Origin of the sequence: Desulfosporosinus sp. FKB (genome assembly GCF_002196705.1) — a bacterium.
GTDB lineage: Bacteria > Bacillota > Desulfitobacteriia > Desulfitobacteriales > Desulfitobacteriaceae > Desulfosporosinus.
Genome location: NZ_NADJ01000035.1, coordinates 1 through 20,834, shown reverse-complemented (window position 1 = coordinate 20,834; position 20,834 = coordinate 1). Strand labels below are relative to the sequence as shown.

21 protein-coding genes and 1 other annotated feature are annotated in these 20,834 nt (G+C 39.1%); of the genes, 15 read left to right on the top strand and 6 right to left on the bottom strand.

Annotated features, from left to right (window positions below):
- Positions 1-20 precede the first annotated feature (20 nt).
- The 4 genes from B5Y67_RS13305 to B5Y67_RS13290 all read left to right on the top strand — a co-directional run bounded on the left by B5Y67_RS13305 (position 21) and on the right by B5Y67_RS13290 (position 5,391).
- Complete coding sequence (locus tag B5Y67_RS13305) at positions 21-1,229, top strand: HAMP domain-containing sensor histidine kinase (protein ID WP_088226923.1); 1,209 nt, start codon at positions 21-23, stop codon at positions 1,227-1,229.
- A complete protein-coding gene (locus B5Y67_RS13300) occupies positions 1,226-1,912 on the top strand; it encodes a response regulator transcription factor (RefSeq protein ID WP_088226922.1) in 687 nt (228 codons plus the stop codon). The genes B5Y67_RS13305 and B5Y67_RS13300 overlap by 4 nt, the downstream gene beginning before the upstream one ends.
- A 204-nt stretch (positions 1,913-2,116) precedes the next feature.
- Positions 2,117-2,396 (top strand) — a binding site (T-box leader).
- A 40-nt stretch (positions 2,397-2,436) separates the two neighbouring features.
- Complete coding sequence (locus tag B5Y67_RS13295) at positions 2,437-3,960, top strand: 2-isopropylmalate synthase (RefSeq protein ID WP_088226921.1); 1,524 nt, start codon at positions 2,437-2,439, stop codon at positions 3,958-3,960.
- Positions 3,961-4,428: 468 nt separating this feature from the next.
- Entirely contained in the window at positions 4,429-5,391 is a 963-nt protein-coding gene (locus B5Y67_RS13290; RefSeq protein ID WP_088226920.1) for a LysR family transcriptional regulator, read from the top strand.
- A gap of 216 nt (positions 5,392-5,607) precedes the next feature.
- Here the strand turns inward: B5Y67_RS13290 and B5Y67_RS13285 are convergent, their stop codons facing one another.
- Positions 5,608-6,138, bottom strand: a complete 531-nt coding sequence (locus tag B5Y67_RS13285; protein ID WP_088226919.1) for a NapC/NirT family cytochrome c — start codon at positions 6,136-6,138, stop codon at positions 5,608-5,610.
- Positions 6,139-6,327: 189 nt separating this feature from the next.
- Here B5Y67_RS13285 and B5Y67_RS13280 point away from each other — a divergent pair, with 189 nt between their 5' ends.
- Positions 6,328-7,407, top strand: a complete 1,080-nt coding sequence (locus tag B5Y67_RS13280) for a cytochrome c3 family protein (protein ID WP_088226918.1) — start codon at positions 6,328-6,330, stop codon at positions 7,405-7,407.
- A gap of 180 nt (positions 7,408-7,587) precedes the next feature.
- Positions 7,588-8,535 (top strand): 2-dehydropantoate 2-reductase, encoded by a 948-nt coding sequence (locus tag B5Y67_RS13275; protein ID WP_088226917.1) that lies wholly within the window; start codon positions 7,588-7,590, stop codon positions 8,533-8,535.
- A gap of 360 nt (positions 8,536-8,895) precedes the next feature.
- Here the strand turns inward: B5Y67_RS13275 and B5Y67_RS13270 are convergent, their stop codons facing one another.
- Positions 8,896-9,471 (bottom strand): flavodoxin family protein, encoded by a 576-nt coding sequence (locus B5Y67_RS13270; RefSeq protein WP_088226916.1) that lies wholly within the window; start codon positions 9,469-9,471, stop codon positions 8,896-8,898.
- Between the two features lie 202 nt (positions 9,472-9,673).
- Here B5Y67_RS13270 and B5Y67_RS13265 point away from each other — a divergent pair, with 202 nt between their 5' ends.
- Positions 9,674-10,030 carry a helix-turn-helix domain-containing protein gene (locus B5Y67_RS13265; RefSeq protein ID WP_088226915.1) on the top strand — a complete coding sequence of 119 codons (357 nt, stop codon included), beginning with the start codon at positions 9,674-9,676 and terminating at the stop codon, positions 10,028-10,030.
- 74 nt (positions 10,031-10,104) lie between these two features.
- Here the strand turns inward: B5Y67_RS13265 and B5Y67_RS13260 are convergent, their stop codons facing one another.
- Positions 10,105-11,781 (bottom strand): M56 family metallopeptidase, encoded by a 1,677-nt coding sequence (locus tag B5Y67_RS13260; protein ID WP_088226914.1) that lies wholly within the window; start codon positions 11,779-11,781, stop codon positions 10,105-10,107.
- 17 nt (positions 11,782-11,798) lie between these two features.
- A complete protein-coding gene (locus B5Y67_RS13255; RefSeq protein ID WP_088227044.1) occupies positions 11,799-12,176 on the bottom strand; it encodes a BlaI/MecI/CopY family transcriptional regulator in 378 nt (125 codons plus the stop codon).
- A 621-nt stretch (positions 12,177-12,797) separates the two neighbouring features.
- Between B5Y67_RS13255 and B5Y67_RS13250 the strand changes: the two genes are divergently transcribed.
- On the top strand, positions 12,798-13,187 hold the full coding sequence (locus tag B5Y67_RS13250; protein ID WP_088226913.1) for a hemerythrin family protein: 390 nt from the start codon (positions 12,798-12,800) through the stop codon (positions 13,185-13,187).
- Positions 13,188-13,279: 92 nt separating this feature from the next.
- Here B5Y67_RS13250 and B5Y67_RS13245 read toward each other — a convergent pair whose 3' ends face one another.
- On the bottom strand, positions 13,280-13,474 hold the full coding sequence (locus B5Y67_RS13245; RefSeq protein WP_088226912.1) for a DUF1858 domain-containing protein: 195 nt from the start codon (positions 13,472-13,474) through the stop codon (positions 13,280-13,282).
- A 270-nt stretch (positions 13,475-13,744) separates the two neighbouring features.
- On the opposite strand from B5Y67_RS13245, the gene B5Y67_RS13240 reads away from it, so the two are divergent.
- The 4 genes from B5Y67_RS13240 to B5Y67_RS13230 all read left to right on the top strand — a co-directional run bounded on the left by B5Y67_RS13240 (position 13,745) and on the right by B5Y67_RS13230 (position 16,004).
- On the top strand, positions 13,745-14,098 hold the full coding sequence (locus B5Y67_RS13240; protein WP_088226911.1) for a helix-turn-helix domain-containing protein: 354 nt from the start codon (positions 13,745-13,747) through the stop codon (positions 14,096-14,098).
- Between the two features lie 255 nt (positions 14,099-14,353).
- Positions 14,354-15,151, top strand: coding sequence for an HD domain-containing protein (locus B5Y67_RS13235; protein WP_088226910.1), 798 nt, complete (start codon positions 14,354-14,356; stop codon positions 15,149-15,151).
- An 89-nt stretch (positions 15,152-15,240) separates the two neighbouring features.
- Positions 15,241-15,369, top strand: coding sequence for a hypothetical protein (locus tag B5Y67_RS26220; RefSeq protein WP_282432779.1), 129 nt, complete (start codon positions 15,241-15,243; stop codon positions 15,367-15,369).
- A gap of 275 nt (positions 15,370-15,644) precedes the next feature.
- Complete coding sequence (locus B5Y67_RS13230; RefSeq protein ID WP_088226909.1) at positions 15,645-16,004, top strand: PilZ domain-containing protein; 360 nt, start codon at positions 15,645-15,647, stop codon at positions 16,002-16,004.
- A 12-nt stretch (positions 16,005-16,016) separates the two neighbouring features.
- Here B5Y67_RS13230 and B5Y67_RS13225 read toward each other — a convergent pair whose 3' ends face one another.
- Positions 16,017-16,931: an RluA family pseudouridine synthase gene (locus tag B5Y67_RS13225; RefSeq protein WP_088226908.1), complete on the bottom strand. Its 915-nt coding sequence runs from the start codon at positions 16,929-16,931 to the stop codon at positions 16,017-16,019.
- A 237-nt stretch (positions 16,932-17,168) separates the two neighbouring features.
- On the opposite strand from B5Y67_RS13225, the gene B5Y67_RS13220 reads away from it, so the two are divergent.
- The 3 genes from B5Y67_RS13220 to B5Y67_RS13210 all read left to right on the top strand — a co-directional run bounded on the left by B5Y67_RS13220 (position 17,169) and on the right by B5Y67_RS13210 (position 20,247).
- Positions 17,169-18,074, top strand: a complete 906-nt coding sequence (locus tag B5Y67_RS13220; RefSeq protein ID WP_242975968.1) for a DUF1848 domain-containing protein — start codon at positions 17,169-17,171, stop codon at positions 18,072-18,074.
- 285 nt (positions 18,075-18,359) lie between these two features.
- The gene (locus B5Y67_RS13215; RefSeq protein ID WP_088226907.1) at positions 18,360-19,484 is read left to right on the top strand and encodes a glycosyl hydrolase family 18 protein; all 1,125 of its coding nucleotides are present in this window, start codon (positions 18,360-18,362) and stop codon (positions 19,482-19,484) included.
- A 64-nt stretch (positions 19,485-19,548) separates the two neighbouring features.
- Positions 19,549-20,247 carry a DUF1385 domain-containing protein gene (locus B5Y67_RS13210; protein ID WP_088226906.1) on the top strand — a complete coding sequence of 233 codons (699 nt, stop codon included), beginning with the start codon at positions 19,549-19,551 and terminating at the stop codon, positions 20,245-20,247.
- Positions 20,248-20,834 lie beyond the last annotated feature (587 nt).

The window sequence follows — 20,834 nt, the reverse complement described above, 5'->3', positions numbered from 1 at the left end:
TTAGGAGCCTACTGAAACGTATGTCGTTAATTATTAAGAAGCATAAGATAGTACATCTAAAAAAGCATCAGGAATTTCAGCAACGTCATATGGATTTTTATAAGCAGCATGGAGGGCTGCTGCAGCAGCAGGAATTCCAGAAAAAACACCGGCAATTCATTCAAGATCATAGGTCTCTGCGCTTTTTTCGGCCTATGAGTATCATCTTTAACTTGATCATCCTCTATTTGCTTTTTAAATGGCTGGGAATACGTTCAATTAGTCTTTTTTTTGCAGTATTTATCGTCGTGAAGGAAATTTTACAGTTCTCTTTCCTTAGGAGATTAGAACAGAGAATTTTTAGACCTATTCGTAAACTGCAAAACGGAGTAGAAGAAATTGCTCAAGGAAATTATAATGTTCAAGTTGAGAGCGATAAGACTTGTGATCTAGGTTTTATCGGGTTATTAGTGGATTCATTTAATGACATGGCTCTCAAACTGCAAGCCGGTGAGAAAATGAAGCAGGAGTATGAAGAGAACCGTAAGACTTTAATCGCCAATATATCCCATGACCTTAAGACTCCTATTACCTCTGTCCAAGGATATCTCGAAGCAATATTGGATGGCTTTGGCAATTCACCGGAGAAAGTCGATAAATATCTTAGGACGATATATCAAAACACCGTTTATATCGATAAGCTGATCGATGATCTCTTTTTGTTTTCCAAATTGGATATGCAAAAATTAGAGTTTAACTTTGAAGTTATTCCAATTCGGGCATTTATGGAAGATCTAATGGAAGAATTTAAATTCGAGATAGAAGAAAGAAACATCGATTTTTACTATCAGAACAAGATGGAAGATGACTGTGATCTTAATCTCGATAGGAAACGAATAAATCAGGCCTTTAAAAACATCATCGGAAATGCCGTTAAATATGGTTCGAAAAAAGATTTAGCCATTGGTATTACTATGAAAAGAAATGATAACGTTATTGCAATCGACATTGAAGATAATGGACCGGGAATTCCTGGAGATAAACTTCCCTATATCTTTAATCGATTTTACAGAATAGATAACGAGCGTACGAAAGACTTAATGAGTACTGGGCTTGGCCTCGCCATTGCCAAGGAGCTTATCCAGGCTCATGGAGGTTCGATTACCGTTTCCAGCATTGAACAGAAAGGCACCTGTTTTTCGCTAGAATTTCCGATAATGAAGAAAACGAAAGAAGGAGGCAAAGAATGAAACGGATATTAATTATTGAAGATGATTTGAATATTGCGGAACTTGAACGAGATTATCTTCTCTTAAATGGTTATGACGCTGAAATCGTTCAAGATGGCATTCAGGGCTTAAAAAATGCTCTAACCGGGCGATACGATGTAATTATCGTTGATCTAATGCTGCCCAGTAAAGATGGCTACCAGATTACCAAGGAAATACGCGAAAAGTATGAGATCCCGGTAATTATTGTATCTGCGAAAAATGAAGATATCGATAAAATCAGAGGGCTGGGGTTTGGAGCCGATGATTATTTAACGAAACCTTTTAGTCCTGCCGAACTGGCGGCAAGGGTTAAATCGCATATAGCAAGATATGAACGGCTCAAGGGTAAAATAGTTGCTCCTGAAGTGATAAACCATCGAGGATTGGAAATAAATACGGCTTCCCATAAAGTTTTTGTTAATGGCAAAGAGGTTTTGCTAACGACCACAGAATATGAGCTTTTGGTTTTTTTTGCCGCGAATCCCAACATTGTTTTCAGTAAAGAACATATCCTCGCTACGATTTGGGGGGATACATACTTTGGAGATACTGCCACCGTTTCTGTTCACATACAGAAGATCAGAAAAAAGATAGAAAGAGACCCGTCTAATCCTGAATATATAGAAACTTTATGGGGTGCGGGATATCGCTTTAATGGCTGATATTTTGGCAGAAGGGTTAGTGGTTCCCATACCTTGCTGAATGAGTTCACTTCTCTTTGAATTGGAAACATTTTAAAAGCTTAAATTAAGGAATCTTGGCCTTAAAGCAAAGAGAATTGTTATAGATCAGACGATTTTTTTGAGTAGAATTCTAAAAAAGTCTTGACATTTATATGAAGTAGTGTCAATATAATAAAAAATGCTAAAACGACGATGAGAGGAACTATTACAATTCAGATTTCCATGTCAGCGAGCTGCCGGATGGTGCAAGGCAGTTTTGGGATAGAATTAGAACTCTTCCTCGAGTAGCCGACCGAAATTGATTGTTAAAGTAGGCTCGGACGGATCTTCCACCGTTACAAGGAAGAGGATATCGGATCATCGAAGTCATGTTAAAAACCTCGAAAAGGTCCCGTATCTGGCAGAGAAGGCAACTTATGTTGTCAACTTGAGTGGTACCGCGAATTAACCCTTCGTCTCAATTAGAGACGAAGGGTTTGATTATTTTAAGGAGGTCTTTGTTAATGAAAAAATTATATGTTTTTGATACGACGCTTCGTGATGGAGAGCAATCTCTAGGAATAACCCTTAATGTAAAGGAAAAACTTGAAATTGGGCACCAGTTAGTAAAACTTGGTGTTGATATTATTGAAGCCGGTTTTCCGGCCTCTTCTCCGGGAGACTTTGAATCTGTTCAAACAATGGCTCAAGAGATAAAAGGAGTTACAATCTGTGGTTTAACTCGAGCGGTAGCCCAGGATATTGACATCTGCGCCGATGCCTTGCGCAAAGCGGAATATCCGAGAATTCATACCGGAATCGGAGTTTCTCCTGTTCATATGGCCAAAAAGTTAAACCTAACCCCTGATCGAGTCATTGAGCAGGCGGTTTCCGCGGTTAAATACGCCAAAAAATATGTCAGTGATGTCGAATTTTATGCTGAAGATGCTTTTCGCGGTGAACCGGCATTTTTGGCCAAAGTTATTGAAGCTGTAATTTCTGCAGGAGCAACTGTGGTCAACCTGCCAGATACTGTGGGGTATGCAAGTCCTTGGGAATATGGCGACCTCATAAGTTTTGTCATCCAAAATGTTAAAAATATTGATCAAGCAATCGTTAGTGTCCATTGTCATAATGATTTAGGAATGGCTACAGCTAATTCTCTGGCAGGAATCAAAGCAGGTGCACGTCAAGTTGAAGGAACCATAAATGGAATTGGAGAACGAGCCGGGAATACCTCATTAGAAGAAGTTATAATGGCTATTTTTACTCAGCGCGATGGATACGGTGTAGAAAGCAGCATTAATCACCGCGAAATTTCCGCGACGAGCAGATTGGTTTCTCGGATAACCGGAGTGACGATTCCAGACCATAAAGCAATAGTTGGGGCAAATGCTTTTAATCATGCTTCAGGTATTCACCAAGATGGAGTCTTGAAAGACAGGGAAACCTATGAAATTATCCAACCTGAAACTATTGGGGTTCCTAAGAATAATATTAATCTGACAGCCCGGTCTGGAAGACATGCTTTGCAATTTCGGCTTGAGGAACTAGGCTATAAAGTGGAAGGGGCACAATTAGATGATGTTTATCAGAGGTTCTTACTTTTAGCGGATCAGAAAAAAGAAATTTTTGATCAAGATCTCTATGTTTTAATGGGTGATTCAGATGACAAGGAGAACAGCATTGTTTTTCATAGTATGTCTATTGCGACCTCAGGTGTCGGAATGGCAACGGCTACAGTAACTTTGGAGTTTGCAGGAAAAGTAACCACTGATGCTGCCTGCGGCAATGGCCCTGTTAACGCTCTTTTTAATACCATAGACAGGATAACAGGCAATAAAGCAACACTCGAATACTATGACGTTAAATCAGTTACGCGAAGCAGCGAAGCGCTTGGTGAGGCTACTATCAAATTGCGTTACGAGGATGGGCATTCAGTCGTCGGCAAAGGATTTTCCACAGACGTAATAGAAGCTAGTGCCAAAGCCTATATTAATGCTTTAGTTAAAAGAACTCCTGCAGCAGCGTCTTCTATTGCTATATAGTATAATTTGAAAATTATTTGTGATTGAAGCTTTATCCAGTTTTTAAGACCCCCACTTCTATAAGTGGGGGTGAGTCCTTCGTTAACTTCAGGTGGGGTAGAGTCCTCCTTCGCCGCTAAGTATTCCTATTGGGAAAGGCGGCTCGGCAATAATGTCCACTGGACATTATTGTATCTGAAGCCCCGATATTCAGCTTTATCTGAACGAGTTCACTATAGGAGCTAAGGTACTTTAGAAAGATCAGATATAATTCATAACGTCAAGTTTTACAAATAAAATGAAAGTCTTCGCCATTTATTTGCTGAAGAATCTCAAAAGAGACAGTCTAAACCAAGGTTTTGATTGTCTCTTTTTACGTTTAAAGATAATTCCTCCTAATATTTCGGGATTGAGGGAAGGAAAAATAAGAAGTTCAGCGAAATGAATTGATATAATGAACTCAGGGATCATGAAGGGAGATACTGCACCATGGAACAACACTTTCTTGTATTTAAAGAAGTGGCCGAAACAAAAAATATAACTTTGTCCTCTAAAAACCTTCATATGAGTCAGCCTAGTATTAGTTTGCAGATTCAAAATCTAGAAAACCATTATGGGGCTCGTTTTTTTGATCGAACTAATAAAGGCGTTACCTTAACCAAAGAAGGTGAAATATTTTATAAACATGTACGGAGTGTCTTAGGGATTTTAGCAAATGCCAGGGAACAGATTTGTGCTTTGGCTAAAGACCAAAGAAGACTCATTACTCTCGGTGCAACTTTAACTATTGGGGAATATATTCTTCCCAATATCTTAGCCTTTTTGTTTAGAACTCACCCTGGAGTTGATTTTAAAGTAAAAATTGCAAATACCGGCTCTATAACTCAAGATGTTTTGGAAAAGAAAATTCATATTGGCTTAATTGAAGGGCCTGCTCCGCATCATAAGGATCTTAACGTGGAGAGCTTTTGGGAAGATGAACTGGTTGTCGTTTTACCATATTTTCACCCCTGGGCAACAAGAAAAAGTATTGCTCTCTCAGAACTGCCCTATGAGCGGTTGGTTGCCAGAGAGGTTGGTTCTGGGACACGGAAAGTCATGGAAAATGCAATTAAAGAGAGAGGGCTTGATCCTGCTCAGTTAAATATCACCATGGAGTTAGGAAGTACTATGGCTATCAAACAAGTCGTTGCCGCAGGATTAGGTATTACAATCATTTCGTCCTTGACCGTTCGAAAAGATTATGATCAAAGAATTTTTAAGACCTTGAAAATCCAGGATGCCCCAGTTTATCGTCCTCTAAGCATTTTGACCAATGCTCATTCAACCCAAACAAAAGATGAACGCCGCTTAACTGATTTGCTTCATGATCGCGAATTACTATCAGAAATATTAAGTAAAGATTATAATGAGTTAGAGGACAATAATAAATTAGGACTTAATGCCAAGTAAAAGTGATTGAATAATAGAAAGATAAGTTGCATAGCACTAATGATCTCTTTCACTAATGATTCTTTTATAAAAGAATAACGAGATACGGACAAAGCCTTCTTAAATAAACAAGAAGGCTTTTATATTTGAAATTTTTTAGGTATTTAAGTATGGTTTCTCTAAATAAGAATCCCTCTGGCCTGGGTAAAGTGAACCAGAGGGATTCAATAGTTTCAGTTACTGAGATGGAGTAGAAGATGTTGAGGCTGATGATGGTCCATGACCAACATTTCCGTGACACGATATACAGTTAACATTACCCGAAATCATGGGCTGGTGGCTGATTGGCGGGGCATTCGGTGCAGAACCAGGGGCTAGAGTTATGTTTTTTGCATTTGGGTAGGCGCTATCTTTTCCGCTATGACAATATAAGCAAGCGTCGATATGGGGGGTCCATTGAATTTGAGACGGAACCTGATGAGTAAAATGGAGATACAGTTCTTTGTAACTACTCACCTTACGAACTATGTAGCCTATATTTCCTGGTGCAGCATGACAATTCAGGCACTCTACAGTTTTGTGAGGCCCCTTTTCCCAAGAAGCAACTTGAGGGGCGATTTCATGGCAAGAAGTACAAAATTGTGGACGGGATGTATAATGCATCCCTGCATATGCTCCAACGAGTAATACTACAAGTACAAGTAATCCAATAAGCACAGTTCTTTGGGCCTTGCTGGCTTTGGCTGGTTGCCCTTCGTTCGGTGCCATCGTCATCATCCCCTTTTTGAAAACCTTTTTGTTTGCCTTTGTTACTTCATTATTCGGTCTTATTGTTGCAGAAACTCTCGAAAAATATGTAATGCAATTGAAGGAAACATTCGTTTCGGTGGAGTATAAAAGAATCTTTTTTCGGTAAACTATGGATGTTTAAGGAACCAGTGAAGGAGGTAATTTTTAGTGCGTCGGCTTAGAATTTTTGTTTTATCAATTTTGACATTAGTCATTATCACTCTCGTAGCAGCCTGCAATACCCAGACACCTGCACCCGCGCCAACACCACAAACTTCGACACCCAATGTAACACAAACGGCGAGTACCAATCTAACCTATGTGGGCGAACAAACTTGTCAATCATGTCATAAGAAGGCAAATTATGATAAGACGCCCCATCATCAATCCTTTAAACCACTGTCGGCCTACAAATTCGACAAAACGTATGGGACAGTTACTGTTTATGATGGTGCAGCCAATGATGCAAAATCTACCTCAATTGATTTAAGCAAAGCCATCGGAGTACAAATGGATACTTACGTAATTGCTGAAATTCCTAAAACAGCTGGTTTTGCTAAACAGTTCTATCGAGTTGGACGTGTTTCGAAAAACCCGGACGGAACGTATAAGATCCAAAGTGCAGGTTTAGTAAAAGGAACTCAGAACTGGTCTGCTGAAGATTACAGTTGCCTCGAATGCCATAGTCCCGGCATGGGGAAAGCCGGTTCACCAGATTTAACAATTACCTGCGAATCATGTCATGGTCCCGGTAGTGCGCATATTGCTGCTACATCAGATGATCAGAGGAAAGCAACGATGCCGCTGCCAACATCTCAAACTTGCCTGAAGTGTCATCAGAGCGATCCGACTAAGGATACCACAGCCGGAGCTACCCCAGGGGCTATCATTACAACAAACCACTATGGTACACGTGACTATACTTTCAGTAAGCATAACACGACCGGCATGATTAACGGATGTCTGACTTGTCACATACCACACGCTCCAGACGCCAAGGGCGGATTATTAAAGAATCCAAATCCAAATGAAATTTGCGCCACTTGCCATGCGGGTAAAAATTATGACGTTAACACGATTATGTGGCAAAACAAATCTGACCCTCACGGCCATATAACTGCTGACCACAGCTTTACTGCTGTTCCCGAGTCTGCTACAAAAGTCAATCCAACGACTAAGAACGTAGAAATCACAGATCCTACCGTGCTTAACATGATTAAGAAAGCATTACCTGATCTGGCGAAGTAAAAATCCTTCCCTGATAATAAAGGCTTGACCTTCAATATGGTCAAGCCTTTTAATTATTCCACTCCCCCTCATACTACGCCCCTCTACATGCTTTTTGCTCGATTGCTTTCCATATAAGACAGAGTATGATACGTTATAGGAGAAACGATATGGACAATTGTTTTTCAGGGGGGAACAAGTGTGAAGGTATTAGTGATTGGTTTGGGTGCGTTAGGAACTGTTTATTCTTGTTTTTTAAGTCTGGCAGGACACGAAGTGACAGGAGTAGGAAGACCTGCAGCTATAAATAGGATTAGACGTGACGGTGTTATGGTTACAGGCATTTGGGGAGAACATAGGGCAGAACTTAATTGTGTTGTCTCCGAGATCTCAGAACTCGTTAGTGATCAATTTGACATGATTATTGTTACTGTAAAATCTTTTTCTACAGAAGAAATTGCTCAAGATATTTCTCGTTTTGTAGGTGAAAAGACTCATGTGTTTCTCCTCCAAAACGGTTATGGAAATTTTGAATCCGCAGCAAATTATATTTCTGAAGATAAAATTCTCTTGGGCCGAGTAATTTTTGGGGCAGAGCTGGTTGCCGCGGGAGAATCTATGGTTACAGTAATAGCTGATGATGTAGTTTTGGGGTCACCGAAAAATCTTATATCTTACGAGCTATTAGAAGAGTATGCAGTAATTTTTAACAAAGCGGGTATCCCCACTAAGGCCTCTCATGAAATTATGAAATATATTTGGGGGAAAATTATTTATAACTCAGCCCTTAACTCTCTTGGTGCCATTTTTGAAGTGAGTTATGGTCAATTGGCTGATGAACCCTTTACTCGGGATCTTATAAATAAGATTATTCGAGAAATTTTTGACGTCTTGGCTGCTAGACATATTGAAACCTTTTGGCCTGATGCCCAAAGCTACTTAGAAAACTTCTATGCTAATTTGATACCACCGACATCCGCTCATCATGCCTCAATGCTACAAGACATTCAAAGTGGCCGCCGGACAGAAATTGAATACCTGAGTGGTGCCGTGGTAAAACTCGCTCGAGAGTCAGGTATACCTGTTCCAGTTAATGAAGTTATTGTTTCTATGGTAATGGCTAAAGAACATTTTAATTATCATCGATAAATATCTGCAATATAAGACAACCTCATTGAGTCCCACTTTCGCTTGCCTAATCAATCAATAAAGGCGTTCTCGCTCCACTGTCATACTAGTTAAGCGAGAACGCCTTTAGCTATCTGCTACTCACTTCGGATTTTTAGACTTGAGTTTTCACACAGCTCCTTATCCAATCGTAGGACTTCCACTTCTAAAAATGGGAATAATTCCCATATCATGCTTCGGGGTAGATTCCATCCTTCAGCGCGATTAGCGCTCGTTATGGGCTAGGCGCTTTCGGCGAAAGCGTCCACAGGACACTTTCGTCAGCGAAGTCCCGGTGTTCCGCTTTAGCCGAACGAGTTCACTTAGGGAGTACTAGGTTTCTTAACGAACTTGTTTTAAAAGCTTCGCCATATTCTGACCAAGAACTTGGAAAGTCTGAATCCCTTCCTCGTCCTTTTGGACATCCCCCGGATCACGAGATAACGTCATATTCCAGTAGCTGGAAGAACAGATAATCATTTCAGCTATACCGAAAAAGAAGTTAATGGCAGAGTATGTAAAGGTCGATCCTGCTCTGCGGACGGAAACCACTGCAGTTCCGACTTTTCCTCTTAACAATGCCCCTCCATTGGCTTTCGCGACATATCCGCAGCGGTCGATAAGAGCTTTTACTTCTGTACTCACATTACTAAAGTAGGTGGGTGAACCAATAATTACCCCATCTGCTTGTTCTATTTTTTCGATAAATGTATTCATCTCATCGTCCTTACGGGCACAGCGGTTATCTTGATTATTTCCACATTGGCCACAGGCCAGACAACCAAAGACCTTACGTCCCCCTAATTGAACGATTTCAGTCTCGATTCCCTCTTTCTCTAATTCAGCCAAGACCATTTTAAGGCTTTGTGCAGTATTGCCATTAACTCGAGGGCTGCCATTAAATGCAACAACTTTCATAATCTAACGCTCCCATTCTATATTTTTAAAATCTAAACTGGTATAATAATAAACAATATGTACTCGGTTAACAAGTACGTACTTTTATGTGTTATAGTATCTGATTATATACTTAAATTGGTATATAGGTTTTGTTAATGTAAAAACAGGCTCAATGAAGTCAAACTTAGGTCAGAAGTAATTTCTAAGGGGAGTTTGAAATATGATTAAGTTCAAGAATAATGAGTATCAATGTTCTATGGAATTGACACTAGCGCTTATTGGAGGAAAATGGAAAGCATTAATACTTTGGCATTTAGGCGATAAAACCTTAAGATATAATGAAATGAGAAAAATATTACCTAATATTACACCCAAGATGCTGACGCAGCAGCTTAGAGAATTAGAAGACTGTGGATTAGTCAAGAGATTTATTTATACTCAAATACCTCCAAAAGTTGAATATTCCCTTACGGATGCAGGAAAAAGTCTTCTGCCCATTCTTGATACCCTCTGTAAATGGGGATTAAATTACGCCAGTGAATCTGAGCAGGTGGAAGAAAGCAAAGAGATTGAATAAAAATAAGAGGCCAATGCTTGCGAACCATTCAGCTCGTTTTGCATTGGCCCCCTCTTAGTATTTTCGATATTATATTACCATTGCCTGCCGGGGTCGTCGGCCATATAGTTTACAGTTCCTCGTGGATAAAGAACAGAATAGTGATCCATTATGGGGTTAGGGTTGCTTGCCGTCGGCTGCGGAAATACCATTTCAATTTTGAAATCAGAACTAGCTGTATAGCCGATAATTTCTTGGCTATTGTAGTTTGTATCATAGGCGGGTGTTCCTAAAACTGCTTTGACACTTTTGAGAGATAGACTTGATAATCGATTGTCAAAGGATCTTGCCTCAAAAATTTGCTCACCTTTGTTAATGCCAAAAACAAGTTTATGACTTGAGAAGGTAGCGTAGCGTCCTTTAGCAGCACCTACATAATTAGTTGAGTCAGCGGGTCCCAATACTTTCTCGATATCTTCAATGGTCGTGGTTTTTACAGGGAAATCACTATTAAGGATTTTTCCTTGGCGAGCCAGCTGCATCATATTGAGCAATAGGGCCTTACTTGACAAATCGGCATTAAGAGAAGGAGTGGTTTGGGAAGAAGCAGGTGGTGTTGAAGTATTCGGAGTCGGAGTTGAAGTTTGAGTTTCAGTACTGGTATTTTGCTGATTGTTCGTTGCAGAGGTAGTGCCTTGACTCTGAGTGTTTCCTGCTGGCTTTAAGGGAGTGGTCAGGCTTGAACATCCTACGATAAGTGTCATGGCCAGAGCGGCAGCGGTCCATTTTAGACTGCTTTTTCTAAATGACGAAATCATGATAATCCTCCTTGTGTTGAATTTATTGACAAATCCAATCGTACCAGGAATCCAGAAGGGCTCAGACATGAGTTGTATCAGTTCGATAATTGTTTGGGCATATTTTTTATGTTCCTCTGGTTTAATAGCGGCAAGAGCAGTGGCATCACAAGCAATTTCGCAATCCCGTTTCATTTGATGCAGTGCGTACCAAATCAGAGGGTTAAACCAGTAAACAACTTGAAGCAGAGTAACAAAGGTATTGACTAAAAGGTCACGTCTTTTTAGATGACTCAGTTCATGTAAAAAGACAAAGTTTAGTTCTTCTGAAGATAATTTGTCAATAATGTGCTGAGAAATAATAATTTTAGGGTTTCTCCAGCCGAAAAGTGCCGGTGATTTAAAACCAGTATCGCAAACAACCGTTATTTTCGATGTTATATTGAGGCGTGTATTGCATTCTTTAAGAATGTTAAGGATCTCCTGATTCTCGCAGGCAGGTAGTTTTTTGATTTTGACTAATAACCATCGATTTATCACAAAGATATAGAATAATATGAGGACAGCACCGGTTAGCCACAGATAAGCTAGGGGCGAATTGGCAACTTCAGTTTTGCCTGGCGAAGAAACTGTGGAATTGAGGTTATTATTACTTGTCAAAGGAGTTGTTAATGAAGATTTAGGGGGGGAACTGTTCTCTTTCGGCGGCGGAGCGAGTGTGTGAATCGTTTGACTAAATGTTTGGCTTAAATCAGATGTTGATGTGGAGTGGGGAATATAATTTAAGATACTTAGAGAGCTTTGAGGTGAGAAAGGTACAATAAGCCTTAGAACTAAAACAAACCAGAGTAAATAATGGACGTTAGCATTTAGCTTTTGCCTGAATAAAAACTTGATTAACAACAGACCTAAAGCCATAATACTGCCGCTTAGAGACAAGGTGACAAGTAAACGAAAAAGTTCAGCTATAAGCACGTTCTCACTCCCATCTCTTAATTGATTTTTTCATCAAGCAGTTTGCGAAGCCTATCAATTTCTTGAGGAGATAGGCTCTCATTTTTGACGAAGTTTGCAACCAGTAGATGGATTGAACCGTCGTAGACTTTGTGAAGAAAGGACTTCGTTTCTTCGCGCATGCATTCTTCCTTCGATACTAAGGGATAGTATTGAAATAAATTCCTATCTTTATTTACAGCCAGGGCTTCTTTTTTTACTAATCGAGCAATCAGGGTATGAATAGTTTTCGGGTTCCATTGGGTCTCCGGTTTCAGGCAGCCGATAATTTGAGTCGCGGTTAACGGTGATTTTTCCCAGAGTACTTTCATTACTTGCCATTCTGCTTCAGATATTTTACATGCAGTATGTTTCATCATGAGGCTCCTTCCTACAGATGTAGTCCAAAGTAAGATTACACTTGTAGGAAGGATAAGTCAAATGGATAATTGTTCCTATAATTTTTTATCTATAACCTGCATGATGTATGGAAAATGGTTGTAATAGTAATACTATGGTAAATATAGGATGGGAGGTTTTAAAATGGGGGATAAAAGTCCTAAAAACAAGGAGAAAATGAAGAAGCGGTCGGAGAAAAAGAACACTTCGAGCCCCTCTATATTACCTTGAAAAATCGTTGACAGAATTTCGATATTTGTTTAGCCGGCAGCAGCCGGTATTTTTTTGTCCGCTTGTACAAGTGGGAGTGGTTCCCATACCTTGCTTCAGGTAAGGGGAGAGTCCATCCTTCAGCGCGATAGTATTTGTTATGGGCTAGGCGCTTTCGGCGAAAGTGTCCACTGGACACTTTCGTTACCGAAGCCCGATGTTCAGCTTTAGCTGAACTAGTTCACTCACTTAGTTTTCTTATTTGTGTATTTTTTACTAAAACTAAAAATAATTTGTAATAACAATATGACTGATCGCACTTTATGGTATAATTAGGTATAAAAAGATCCTTCAATTTAAGAATTAGTTTAAGAAAGGTTTGATTTCAAATGTTGGAATGGAAAGAGGAGTATTCTATCGGAGTTGAACAGATTGATGAGCAACATAGGCATCTATTTGAGATAGGAAATAAAATATATGATTTACTCGAAAATTATCTATATGTTGACAAGTATGATAGAATTGTTGCCATTATCCGAGAATTAAAGGATTATACAAAATATCATTTTCAAGCGGAAGAAGATTACATGATTGAGCTAAAGTATCCAAGATATTTTAGCCAAAAAGTTGAGCATGACGACTTTATTAAAAAAATTGAAGAAATAGATCTCGAGAGTCTCGATAGAGACCAAGACAAACATATTAGAGGAATTCTAACCTTCGTCTTCGACTGGGTGCTCGAACATATATTAAAAAAGGATATGCTTATTGGAGCTTAAAACAAAGATAGAGTTATGCAAAAGAGCCTTCCAGCTATGCAGCGGAAGGCTCTAATAATTAAAATTCCTAAGAAAAACAATAGCAAAAGTATTTAATTTTTAACTGCTTCGTTAAGGTCTTTGAGTAAACGGGGAACATCAATGCCGTGTGCCAAGGCACCTTGCTCTAGATTTTCAAAACGTGCAGCCATGCACCCAAAACAATGCATGCCATAGCTTAGAAGTATATCTGCAGTTTTTGGGTACTTTTCAACAATTTCAGTGATTGACATATCTCCAGTAATCATAAGACGATCAACTCCTCATCTAATTTTCATTTCCCTTTTTAATATGCCTGGATTTTAATTGAATCATTTCTTAATTTAAACGGTAGATTAATCCAGATTTGCACCTCACCTGCTTATTATAATTTGTTAAGGTTCCGATAAGGTAAGGAATTTTATAACGAAAGAACAATTAATTACCTTATGTAAGCATGATACTATAAGTCAATGACTACCGTCAAGTAAGTGAATGTGCTAAACTATAATCAAAGCAGAAACGGAGGGTACCCTACCATGGAAGATTGTCATCTTTGCCCAAAATTTGAATCTGCCTTTGAATTAATCGGAAAACGGTGGACAGGATTAATTATTCGAGTTTTACAAACAGGGCCGAAACGCTTCAAAGATTTGACTGAACTAATACCCAATGTCAGCGGAAAAGTGTTAACGGAACGTTTAAAGGAATTAGAGAGTGAAGGAATCATTTGTCGAGAGGTTTATCCTGAAATGCCAGTTCGTATTGAGTATAGCTTAAGCTCTAAAGGTGAAGACCTTATCCCTGTGTTTAACGAGTTGCAAAAGTGGTCGATTAAATGGGTCGGACTGCAAAAAGATTTGCAGATTCAGGAGCCAATAAGAAAAGAATAAGTCATATCAAGATATAAATTTATCCAATCGTAAGACTCCCACTTCTTCAAGTGGGAGTGGTTCCCATACCTTGCTTCGGTGGGGGTAGAGTCCAACCTTCAGCGCGATAGCATTTGTTATGGGCTAGGCGCTTTCGACGAAAGTATCCACAGGACACTTTCGTCACCGAAGCTCCGGTGTTCAGCTTTAGCTGAACGAGTTCACTGAATTAATGGCTTTAGAAAAATCCAAAAGAGTATTAAAGGAGTATTTGCGATGACTCAAAGTGAGGTCTTGTATTTAACTTCCTGGTTTGAGAACTTTACAAATCGTTATACTTCAAGGGACTTAGAAATCCAAGCTAATCTTCAATATAAAAAAGATCATTCCCAAAGAGTTAGGGAAAATATGTTAATGATAGGGGCAGATCTTCGGCATGATACCGATCAAATGAAGTTAGCTGAAGTGATTGGACTTTTTCATGATGTCGGTCGTTTTGAACAATACGCGAGATATCATACGTTTAAGGATCATTTAAGTGAAGATCATGCGATTTTGGGTGTGTCTATTTTAGAACGGGAACAGATATTAACTGGCAGAGTAAACGAATCGGAAATAAAAATTATTAATGAATCCATAGTCAACCATAATCAGAGAGTAATTCGAGGAACTATTTGCGGAACTACTTTGAAGTTCTGCCAAATGATTCGAGATGCTGACAAATTGGACATTTTTGATCAGATCATTAATTTTTACGAGAATCCGGGGAAAACCCCATATCTAGCCATAGAGAAGGACCATGAAGATCAACGATATTCTTTAGATATCATTAAAGGCATTTTAAGTGGAGAACAAATTTCCTATTCGATTGTAAAATACCCCCTAGATATTAAGCTGGTTCGATTGTCCTGGCTCTTGGATCTAACATTCCCAATTGCTTTGAAAACCGCTCGACGCAAACAATATTTTGAAAGACTTAAGGAATTTATTCCGACTACTCAGGATACTCTGCAAGTTTTCAGGTACATAGAGCAAAGGCTTTTGCAAAAAGTAGCTGCTAATAAACAGTTCTAAAATAATTGTTGCTCTGATGTGCATCATGTTTTTCAAATTGGGAACCCTAAATCACGCAGGATTTCGATGCGGAAAGGGGAAATATATTTATGGGAAATAAGAAAACAGATAAATCGAGAACTCATGCTGCTAATTTAAATGATAATCGTCCCAATTCAGATAACGATAAGAAGAAAGTTCCCACGAGTGCTACCAATAATCCTCAGGAAAAGCTTTAAACAAACTGCTGTCATATAGAGACACCCGCCTAGATATGATTTTGGGCGGGTGTCTCGCTCTAAGTGATTTCTATTCCACGAATACTCTTAAATAACGGAGTATCCCAGTTTACTCGTTTTCGGTATAATTATAATTGAAGAAGATTATCTGGAAGGCGGAGATCATTCGGCAAATATTGGTAGTTAGTCAAGTATAGGTTCAAAGAATAAATAAATGGTGTATTAGAGAGAAGTCTGCCTTTTAATGGTATAAAGTGTAGGGGAGTTTTCCGATAATGTCTGCTAAACCTGAGTTGCGCAATAGTTCAAGGTTGCCGTACAGTACGGAAATTTATTGCTCAAAATATATCTCTGAAGGAAAAATAACTGTTTATGAATTAGCTTTAGAAATAAAGGTTGCGAATATTTCCAGAGAAGGCTTGTGTATTACGACCGAAGTAGAATTTAAAGAAGGTGCTTTTCTCGAATTTGATATCACTCTGGAGGACAAAGTATATAAATCAATTTCGGCTATGATTTTATGGATAATAAAAGATCAAAATAATTATAAATATGGAATGCGAATAAACAACATTACCGGAAAACTCAGCAGGCATATCTATAAAATGGAGAATAGATTTCTTGCGCGGATTTAACTACTAAATCGGTTAATGATCATTGTGTTCCGAGCCTAAAGAATAAGCTTTAAGGACTCGCAAATAACTTGAGGGGTAAGGAGCCTCCAGGGAGATAACCCGCTGTTCAAAGGGATGGGGGAAGGATAACGAAACGGCATGTAATGCTTGTCCGGATATGAGGTCTGAACGTTTTCCGTACATTCTGTCCCCGACAATTGGGTGACCTAAATAGCTCAGATGAACCCTTATTTGATGAGTCCTGCCGGTTTCGAGTGCTAGTTCTAAATGAGAGACTCCTGAAGAGGTGCAAATCTCATGATAATGGGTAATCGCCGGATCTCCGGCTTCCGTTACAACCCGTCGGTTTGGCTTGGCAGGATGAGTACCGATCGGCAGGTTGATTGTACCATTTGGAGGATCAATAATTCCGATTACTACAGCATGGTAAGTTCGTTTGATTTTTCCTTCTTTTAGAAGCTTCTCTAAGTATGCTTGGGTACGTCTATCTTTGGCAAAAAGGACACAGCCTGAGGTTTCTCGATCTAAGCGATGTATTGGGCGAATAGTGCAAACTGTTCCATGCTGCTGATAATGATAAGCAAGGTGGTTGCTTAAGGTACCGTGAGAAGTTTGCCCAGTTGGATGAACCAATAGGCCGGAGGGTTTATTCAAGACAATTAAATAGTTGTCCTCATACAATATTTCGATTGGACCTTGCTCAGGTTCTACTCCGAAGGTTGTATCTTCGAGGGAGAGAATGTTTAAGACATCTCCTGAGTTAACGTTCTTTTGTAGAAAGGCGTTTTTTTTATTCAATAAAATGCCCTTTTTTCGGGTTAATTTCTGAATTGTTCTGCCCGAATAGTTCAGAACTTGTTTTAAATAAGCTTCAACTGTAAGGCCTTGATGAACATCGGTTACCGTGTAGGAAAGATACGTTTTCATATCACCAGTTCCAATCCGTAATAATTATTTGAAAATCAAAAGAATGAATTGTTGATAGATTAGGGAAAACCGTTAATTCACAATCATAGAGAATCTTTGCAATCAATAATACCATATTATTGGTTATTACCTTAAGAATAATAAGCATAAGAGAAGATATAAAAACAAGCGATAAGTTTACTTTTGTGGGTGAAGCTCTCTTCCTCTGACATCTACAGTTTTTTCAGGATAGGAGTGATGACTATTATTATCAGTGCTAGCCGAAGGACAGATATCCCGGCATTTTATACGCAATGGTTTGTGAATAGGATTCGAAAAGGATATTGCACAGTGTTTAATCCTTTTAATCGCCGCCAAGTAAGCAGAGTATCTTTGCTGCCTCAAGATGTTGATGTAATCGTATTCTGGACCAAAAATCCTCGTCCCCTAATGAAGCATATAGTGGAATTAGACGCAAGAGGATTTAAGTATTATTTTCAATATACCGTTAACGGATACCCTCCTCAGCTTGAACCTAATATTCCTCAATTAAAAACTTCCATTGAGACATTTTCAGAGTTGGCTTCAATGATCGGGGCTGAAAAAGTAATTTGGAGGTATGACCCTGTTCTCATCAGCAATATTACCGATTATAATTATCATTTAAAACGATTTACCCAAATCGCTGCCTTATTAAAAGGAAAAACAAAGAGAGTCGTAATTAGTCTTGTTGATGAATATCGGAAGGCGACATACAAATTTAAGAAACTTAAGGGCCAAAATATAAATGTCATCCCAAGTAACGAATTAAATTACTTTAAAATTGGTGAATTAATGAAGGCATTCTCAGAGCTCGCCCGGGATAACGGCATGGAAATATACAGCTGTGCCGAAACTGTTGACTTGGAACCCTACAATATTTTACCTGGAAAATGTGTTGATGATCAATATATTCGACGTGTATTTGGCCTTGCGATAACTAATATCAAGGACAAATCTCAACGCTCGGAATGTGGTTGTATTCCAAGTAAAGACATAGGAATTTACGATACATGTCTCTATGACTGTGCATACTGCTATGCCGGAACTATAAAATCAGGACAAAAGCAGCGTCATGATATAGATTCCCCTTCTCTTATCGACAGATATGAAACTTCTCCATGAGAGAGCTTTTTGACATCAGTGAACTCGGGGATTCGCTGACGAAAGTGCCGTGGACACTTTCGCCGAAAGCGCCTAGCCCATAACAAATGCCATCGCGCTGAAGGATGGACTCTACCTCCACCGAAACAAGGTATGGGAACTACTCTCACTTCTACAAGTGGGAGTCTTACGATTGGCCAGAAATTGTATTTAGCCTGTTTTCTTAATCTCTCGAATAATTACATATGAAATATGAGAGAGGGAAAGATAAAGCCAGATATCGAAATATGACAAAGGAGCAAACAGATGAAAAGGTACCTGGCTTTAATAATGATAAGTATTTTAATTCTCTGTCAGACACTCATTGGTTGCACAGGCTCTAAGAATGTGCCTCAAATATCGCCGTCCTCAGAGGTTAGAGAGGACCAACCTCCGAAGGCTGAAGCTTCACGTCAGGAGACGTCAGATTCGGGCAGCCATGTGGTTTTAGGCTTTTATACAGATTCGCAGCGAGCAAAAGAATCGTTGGTTAACGAGATTAATCATCTCGATGAAGTAGCTTTTTTTTGGTATACTTTTGCTGGATCAGGTTTAGTTAAACCTGCGGGCAATGTCGATTTAAATCTCAAAGAAAGAGCACAAAAAGGTGGAGCGAAAGTCTTTGCTTTAGTGCATAATATGGATGCTAACGGCTTCAATTCCCAATTGGCCCATCAAGTTTTGGCGAATAAAGCAACTCGCTCAAAATTTATAAATAATCTTATCCTTCTCACGACTAATGATAATTGGGACGGAGTAGCCATTGATATCGAAAAGATTCTGGCTACTGATCGGAAAAATTACTCTGCATTTTTAGATGAGTTACATACTTCCCTTAAAGCCAAAAATAAAATTCTTAATGTCTCAATTCCTGCCAAATATCAAGATATTCCAAACGACTTATGGTCAGGGGCATTTGACTACGCTTCAATTGGTCAAGCAGCTGATCAAGTTGTACTCATGACCTATGAAGAACATGGTATAGGAACAACGCAAGGCCCGATAGCTTCTCAAGGATGGGTTAATAGGGTAGTTGACTTTGCAACCGGTAAAATCCCCAATGAAAAAATTATTATGGGATTACCGGTATATGCCAGTGATTGGGCTTCTAACAGACCAACTATACCTAGTTATTTAACATATGATAAGGCCATTAGTCTGGCTAAAAATCAAAACGTAAATATTTTGTACGATAAGTATCAACAGGTTCCGCATTTTGCTTATACAATTGGTAATGTACGCCATGAAGTTTATTTAGAAGATGTTCGCAGTCTTACAGCGAAACTTGGACTTGCTCAAAAAAGCCAACTGCACGGTGTCGCTATTTGGCGATTAGGCATTGAAGATCCAACATTATGGACGGAAGTTTTAAAAAAGTATAGCTCCGGCTAATTCTATGTAAATCATCTTAGTAGTTCTCTGAGCACACTGAGAGTTGTAAAATGAGGGTGAGATTTTGGGGGTTATAGGAGGTCGGGCACATATAAATGGAGTCACTTTTGCCACAAATACGCATGTTGTTCGCGGAAGATTGTCAAAAGGAATGATTTCCATACGTGTACGTCGATTACCTGGAATTCGAATTTTTATGCTAATGGACAAAATTTCTTTCGTACGCGGTATTTCTTCTTTGCTAAAATTAGATATAAAGCTATTCCTGTGTGTTATTTTATTTCTTGTTATACCATGGGATTGGCTCTTTCCGGTAACTGATTTTTGGGGTTTTAATTCGGGATGGAAAAATATTGCTGCTTATTGTTTTGTTTTTCTTATTTTGGTAGTTTCCTTGAGACGGTTGTGGCAGTTCCATGGAGCAGAACATAAAGCTTATAATATTTATGTAAGCGGTGGCGAACTCTCATTAAAATCTGTGCGAGGAGCCAGTCGAATTAGTGAACATTGCGGAACCAATTTGGCTGTCCTTGCAATTCCAATTGTCCTCTTGCTGTCCTTTACAAATTTAGCATTGCCGTTAATAATGATAGCATTAGCAATCAGTTACGAGATATTTAACCGGGGTTTTCGTAAATTTCGTCTAAGGCCAGTAAAGTTTGTTGCTGGGATGATCCAAAAATATATCGTAACCGTTGAGCCGACTGATGAACAAATACTATTGTCCACGGCTACCTTGACTAAGGCAATGGAATACAGTTAGCAGCATCATATGTGAAATACGTATCGGCTATGATAAGCATGCGTCAGCCGCCTTTATACAAAATAACAAAGTGAACTCGTTCGGCAAAAGCTGAACATCGGGGCTTCGGTGACGAAAGTGCTGGCCCATAACAAATGTTATCGCGCTGAAGGATGGACTTTACCCCCACCGAAGCAAGGGATGGGAACCAATCTGACTTGTAGAAATGGGAGTCTTACGATTGGATAAAAGAAAAAAGAGTAATAAAAAGTGTTGACATAGTTAAGGAAGAAGTGGTATTATAACAAAGCGCTCGAGAACAGCGCCTTTTAAATCCTCNAAAAAGTGTTGACATAGTTAAGGAAGAAGTGGTATTATAACAAAGCGCTCGAGAACAGCGCCTTTTAAATCCTCTCAAACCTGTTGCTTGAAGAAAATAGTTGTTGACAGTATTAAGAGAGAATGTTAGGATGAAATTCCGTGGTCTTTGAAAACTAAACAACAAGGACAGCCAATGAGAGAAACTCGCAAGAGTTTCAAAAGAATCATGAAATCATGAGCAGATATCATCTTCTTTAAAGAAGTGAGATAACTTTTTTGGAGAGTTT

Coding starts and splice junctions, on each gene's coding strand:
- B5Y67_RS13305 (WP_088226923.1), top strand. CDS start 21: ATGTCGTTAATTATTAAGAAGCATAAGATAGTACATCTAAAAAAGCAT.
- B5Y67_RS13300 (WP_088226922.1), top strand. CDS start 1,226: ATGAAACGGATATTAATTATTGAAGATGATTTGAATATTGCGGAACTT.
- B5Y67_RS13295 (WP_088226921.1), top strand. CDS start 2,437: ATGAAAAAATTATATGTTTTTGATACGACGCTTCGTGATGGAGAGCAA.
- B5Y67_RS13290 (WP_088226920.1), top strand. CDS start 4,429: ATGGAACAACACTTTCTTGTATTTAAAGAAGTGGCCGAAACAAAAAAT.
- B5Y67_RS13285 (WP_088226919.1), bottom strand. CDS start 6,138: ATGGCACCGAACGAAGGGCAACCAGCCAAAGCCAGCAAGGCCCAAAGA.
- B5Y67_RS13270 (WP_088226916.1), bottom strand. CDS start 9,471: ATGAAAGTTGTTGCATTTAATGGCAGCCCTCGAGTTAATGGCAATACT.
- B5Y67_RS13265 (WP_088226915.1), top strand. CDS start 9,674: ATGATTAAGTTCAAGAATAATGAGTATCAATGTTCTATGGAATTGACA.
- B5Y67_RS13255 (WP_088227044.1), bottom strand. CDS start 12,176: ATGAAACATACTGCATGTAAAATATCTGAAGCAGAATGGCAAGTAATG.
- B5Y67_RS13250 (WP_088226913.1), top strand. CDS start 12,798: ATGTTGGAATGGAAAGAGGAGTATTCTATCGGAGTTGAACAGATTGAT.
- B5Y67_RS13245 (WP_088226912.1), bottom strand. CDS start 13,474: ATGATTACTGGAGATATGTCAATCACTGAAATTGTTGAAAAGTACCCA.
- B5Y67_RS13240 (WP_088226911.1), top strand. CDS start 13,745: ATGGAAGATTGTCATCTTTGCCCAAAATTTGAATCTGCCTTTGAATTA.
- B5Y67_RS13235 (WP_088226910.1), top strand. CDS start 14,354: ATGACTCAAAGTGAGGTCTTGTATTTAACTTCCTGGTTTGAGAACTTT.
- B5Y67_RS26220 (WP_282432779.1), top strand. CDS start 15,241: ATGGGAAATAAGAAAACAGATAAATCGAGAACTCATGCTGCTAATTTA.
- B5Y67_RS13230 (WP_088226909.1), top strand. CDS start 15,645: ATGTCTGCTAAACCTGAGTTGCGCAATAGTTCAAGGTTGCCGTACAGT.
- B5Y67_RS13225 (WP_088226908.1), bottom strand. CDS start 16,931: ATGAAAACGTATCTTTCCTACACGGTAACCGATGTTCATCAAGGCCTT.
- B5Y67_RS13220 (WP_242975968.1), top strand. CDS start 17,169: ATGACTATTATTATCAGTGCTAGCCGAAGGACAGATATCCCGGCATTT.
- B5Y67_RS13215 (WP_088226907.1), top strand. CDS start 18,360: ATGAAAAGGTACCTGGCTTTAATAATGATAAGTATTTTAATTCTCTGT.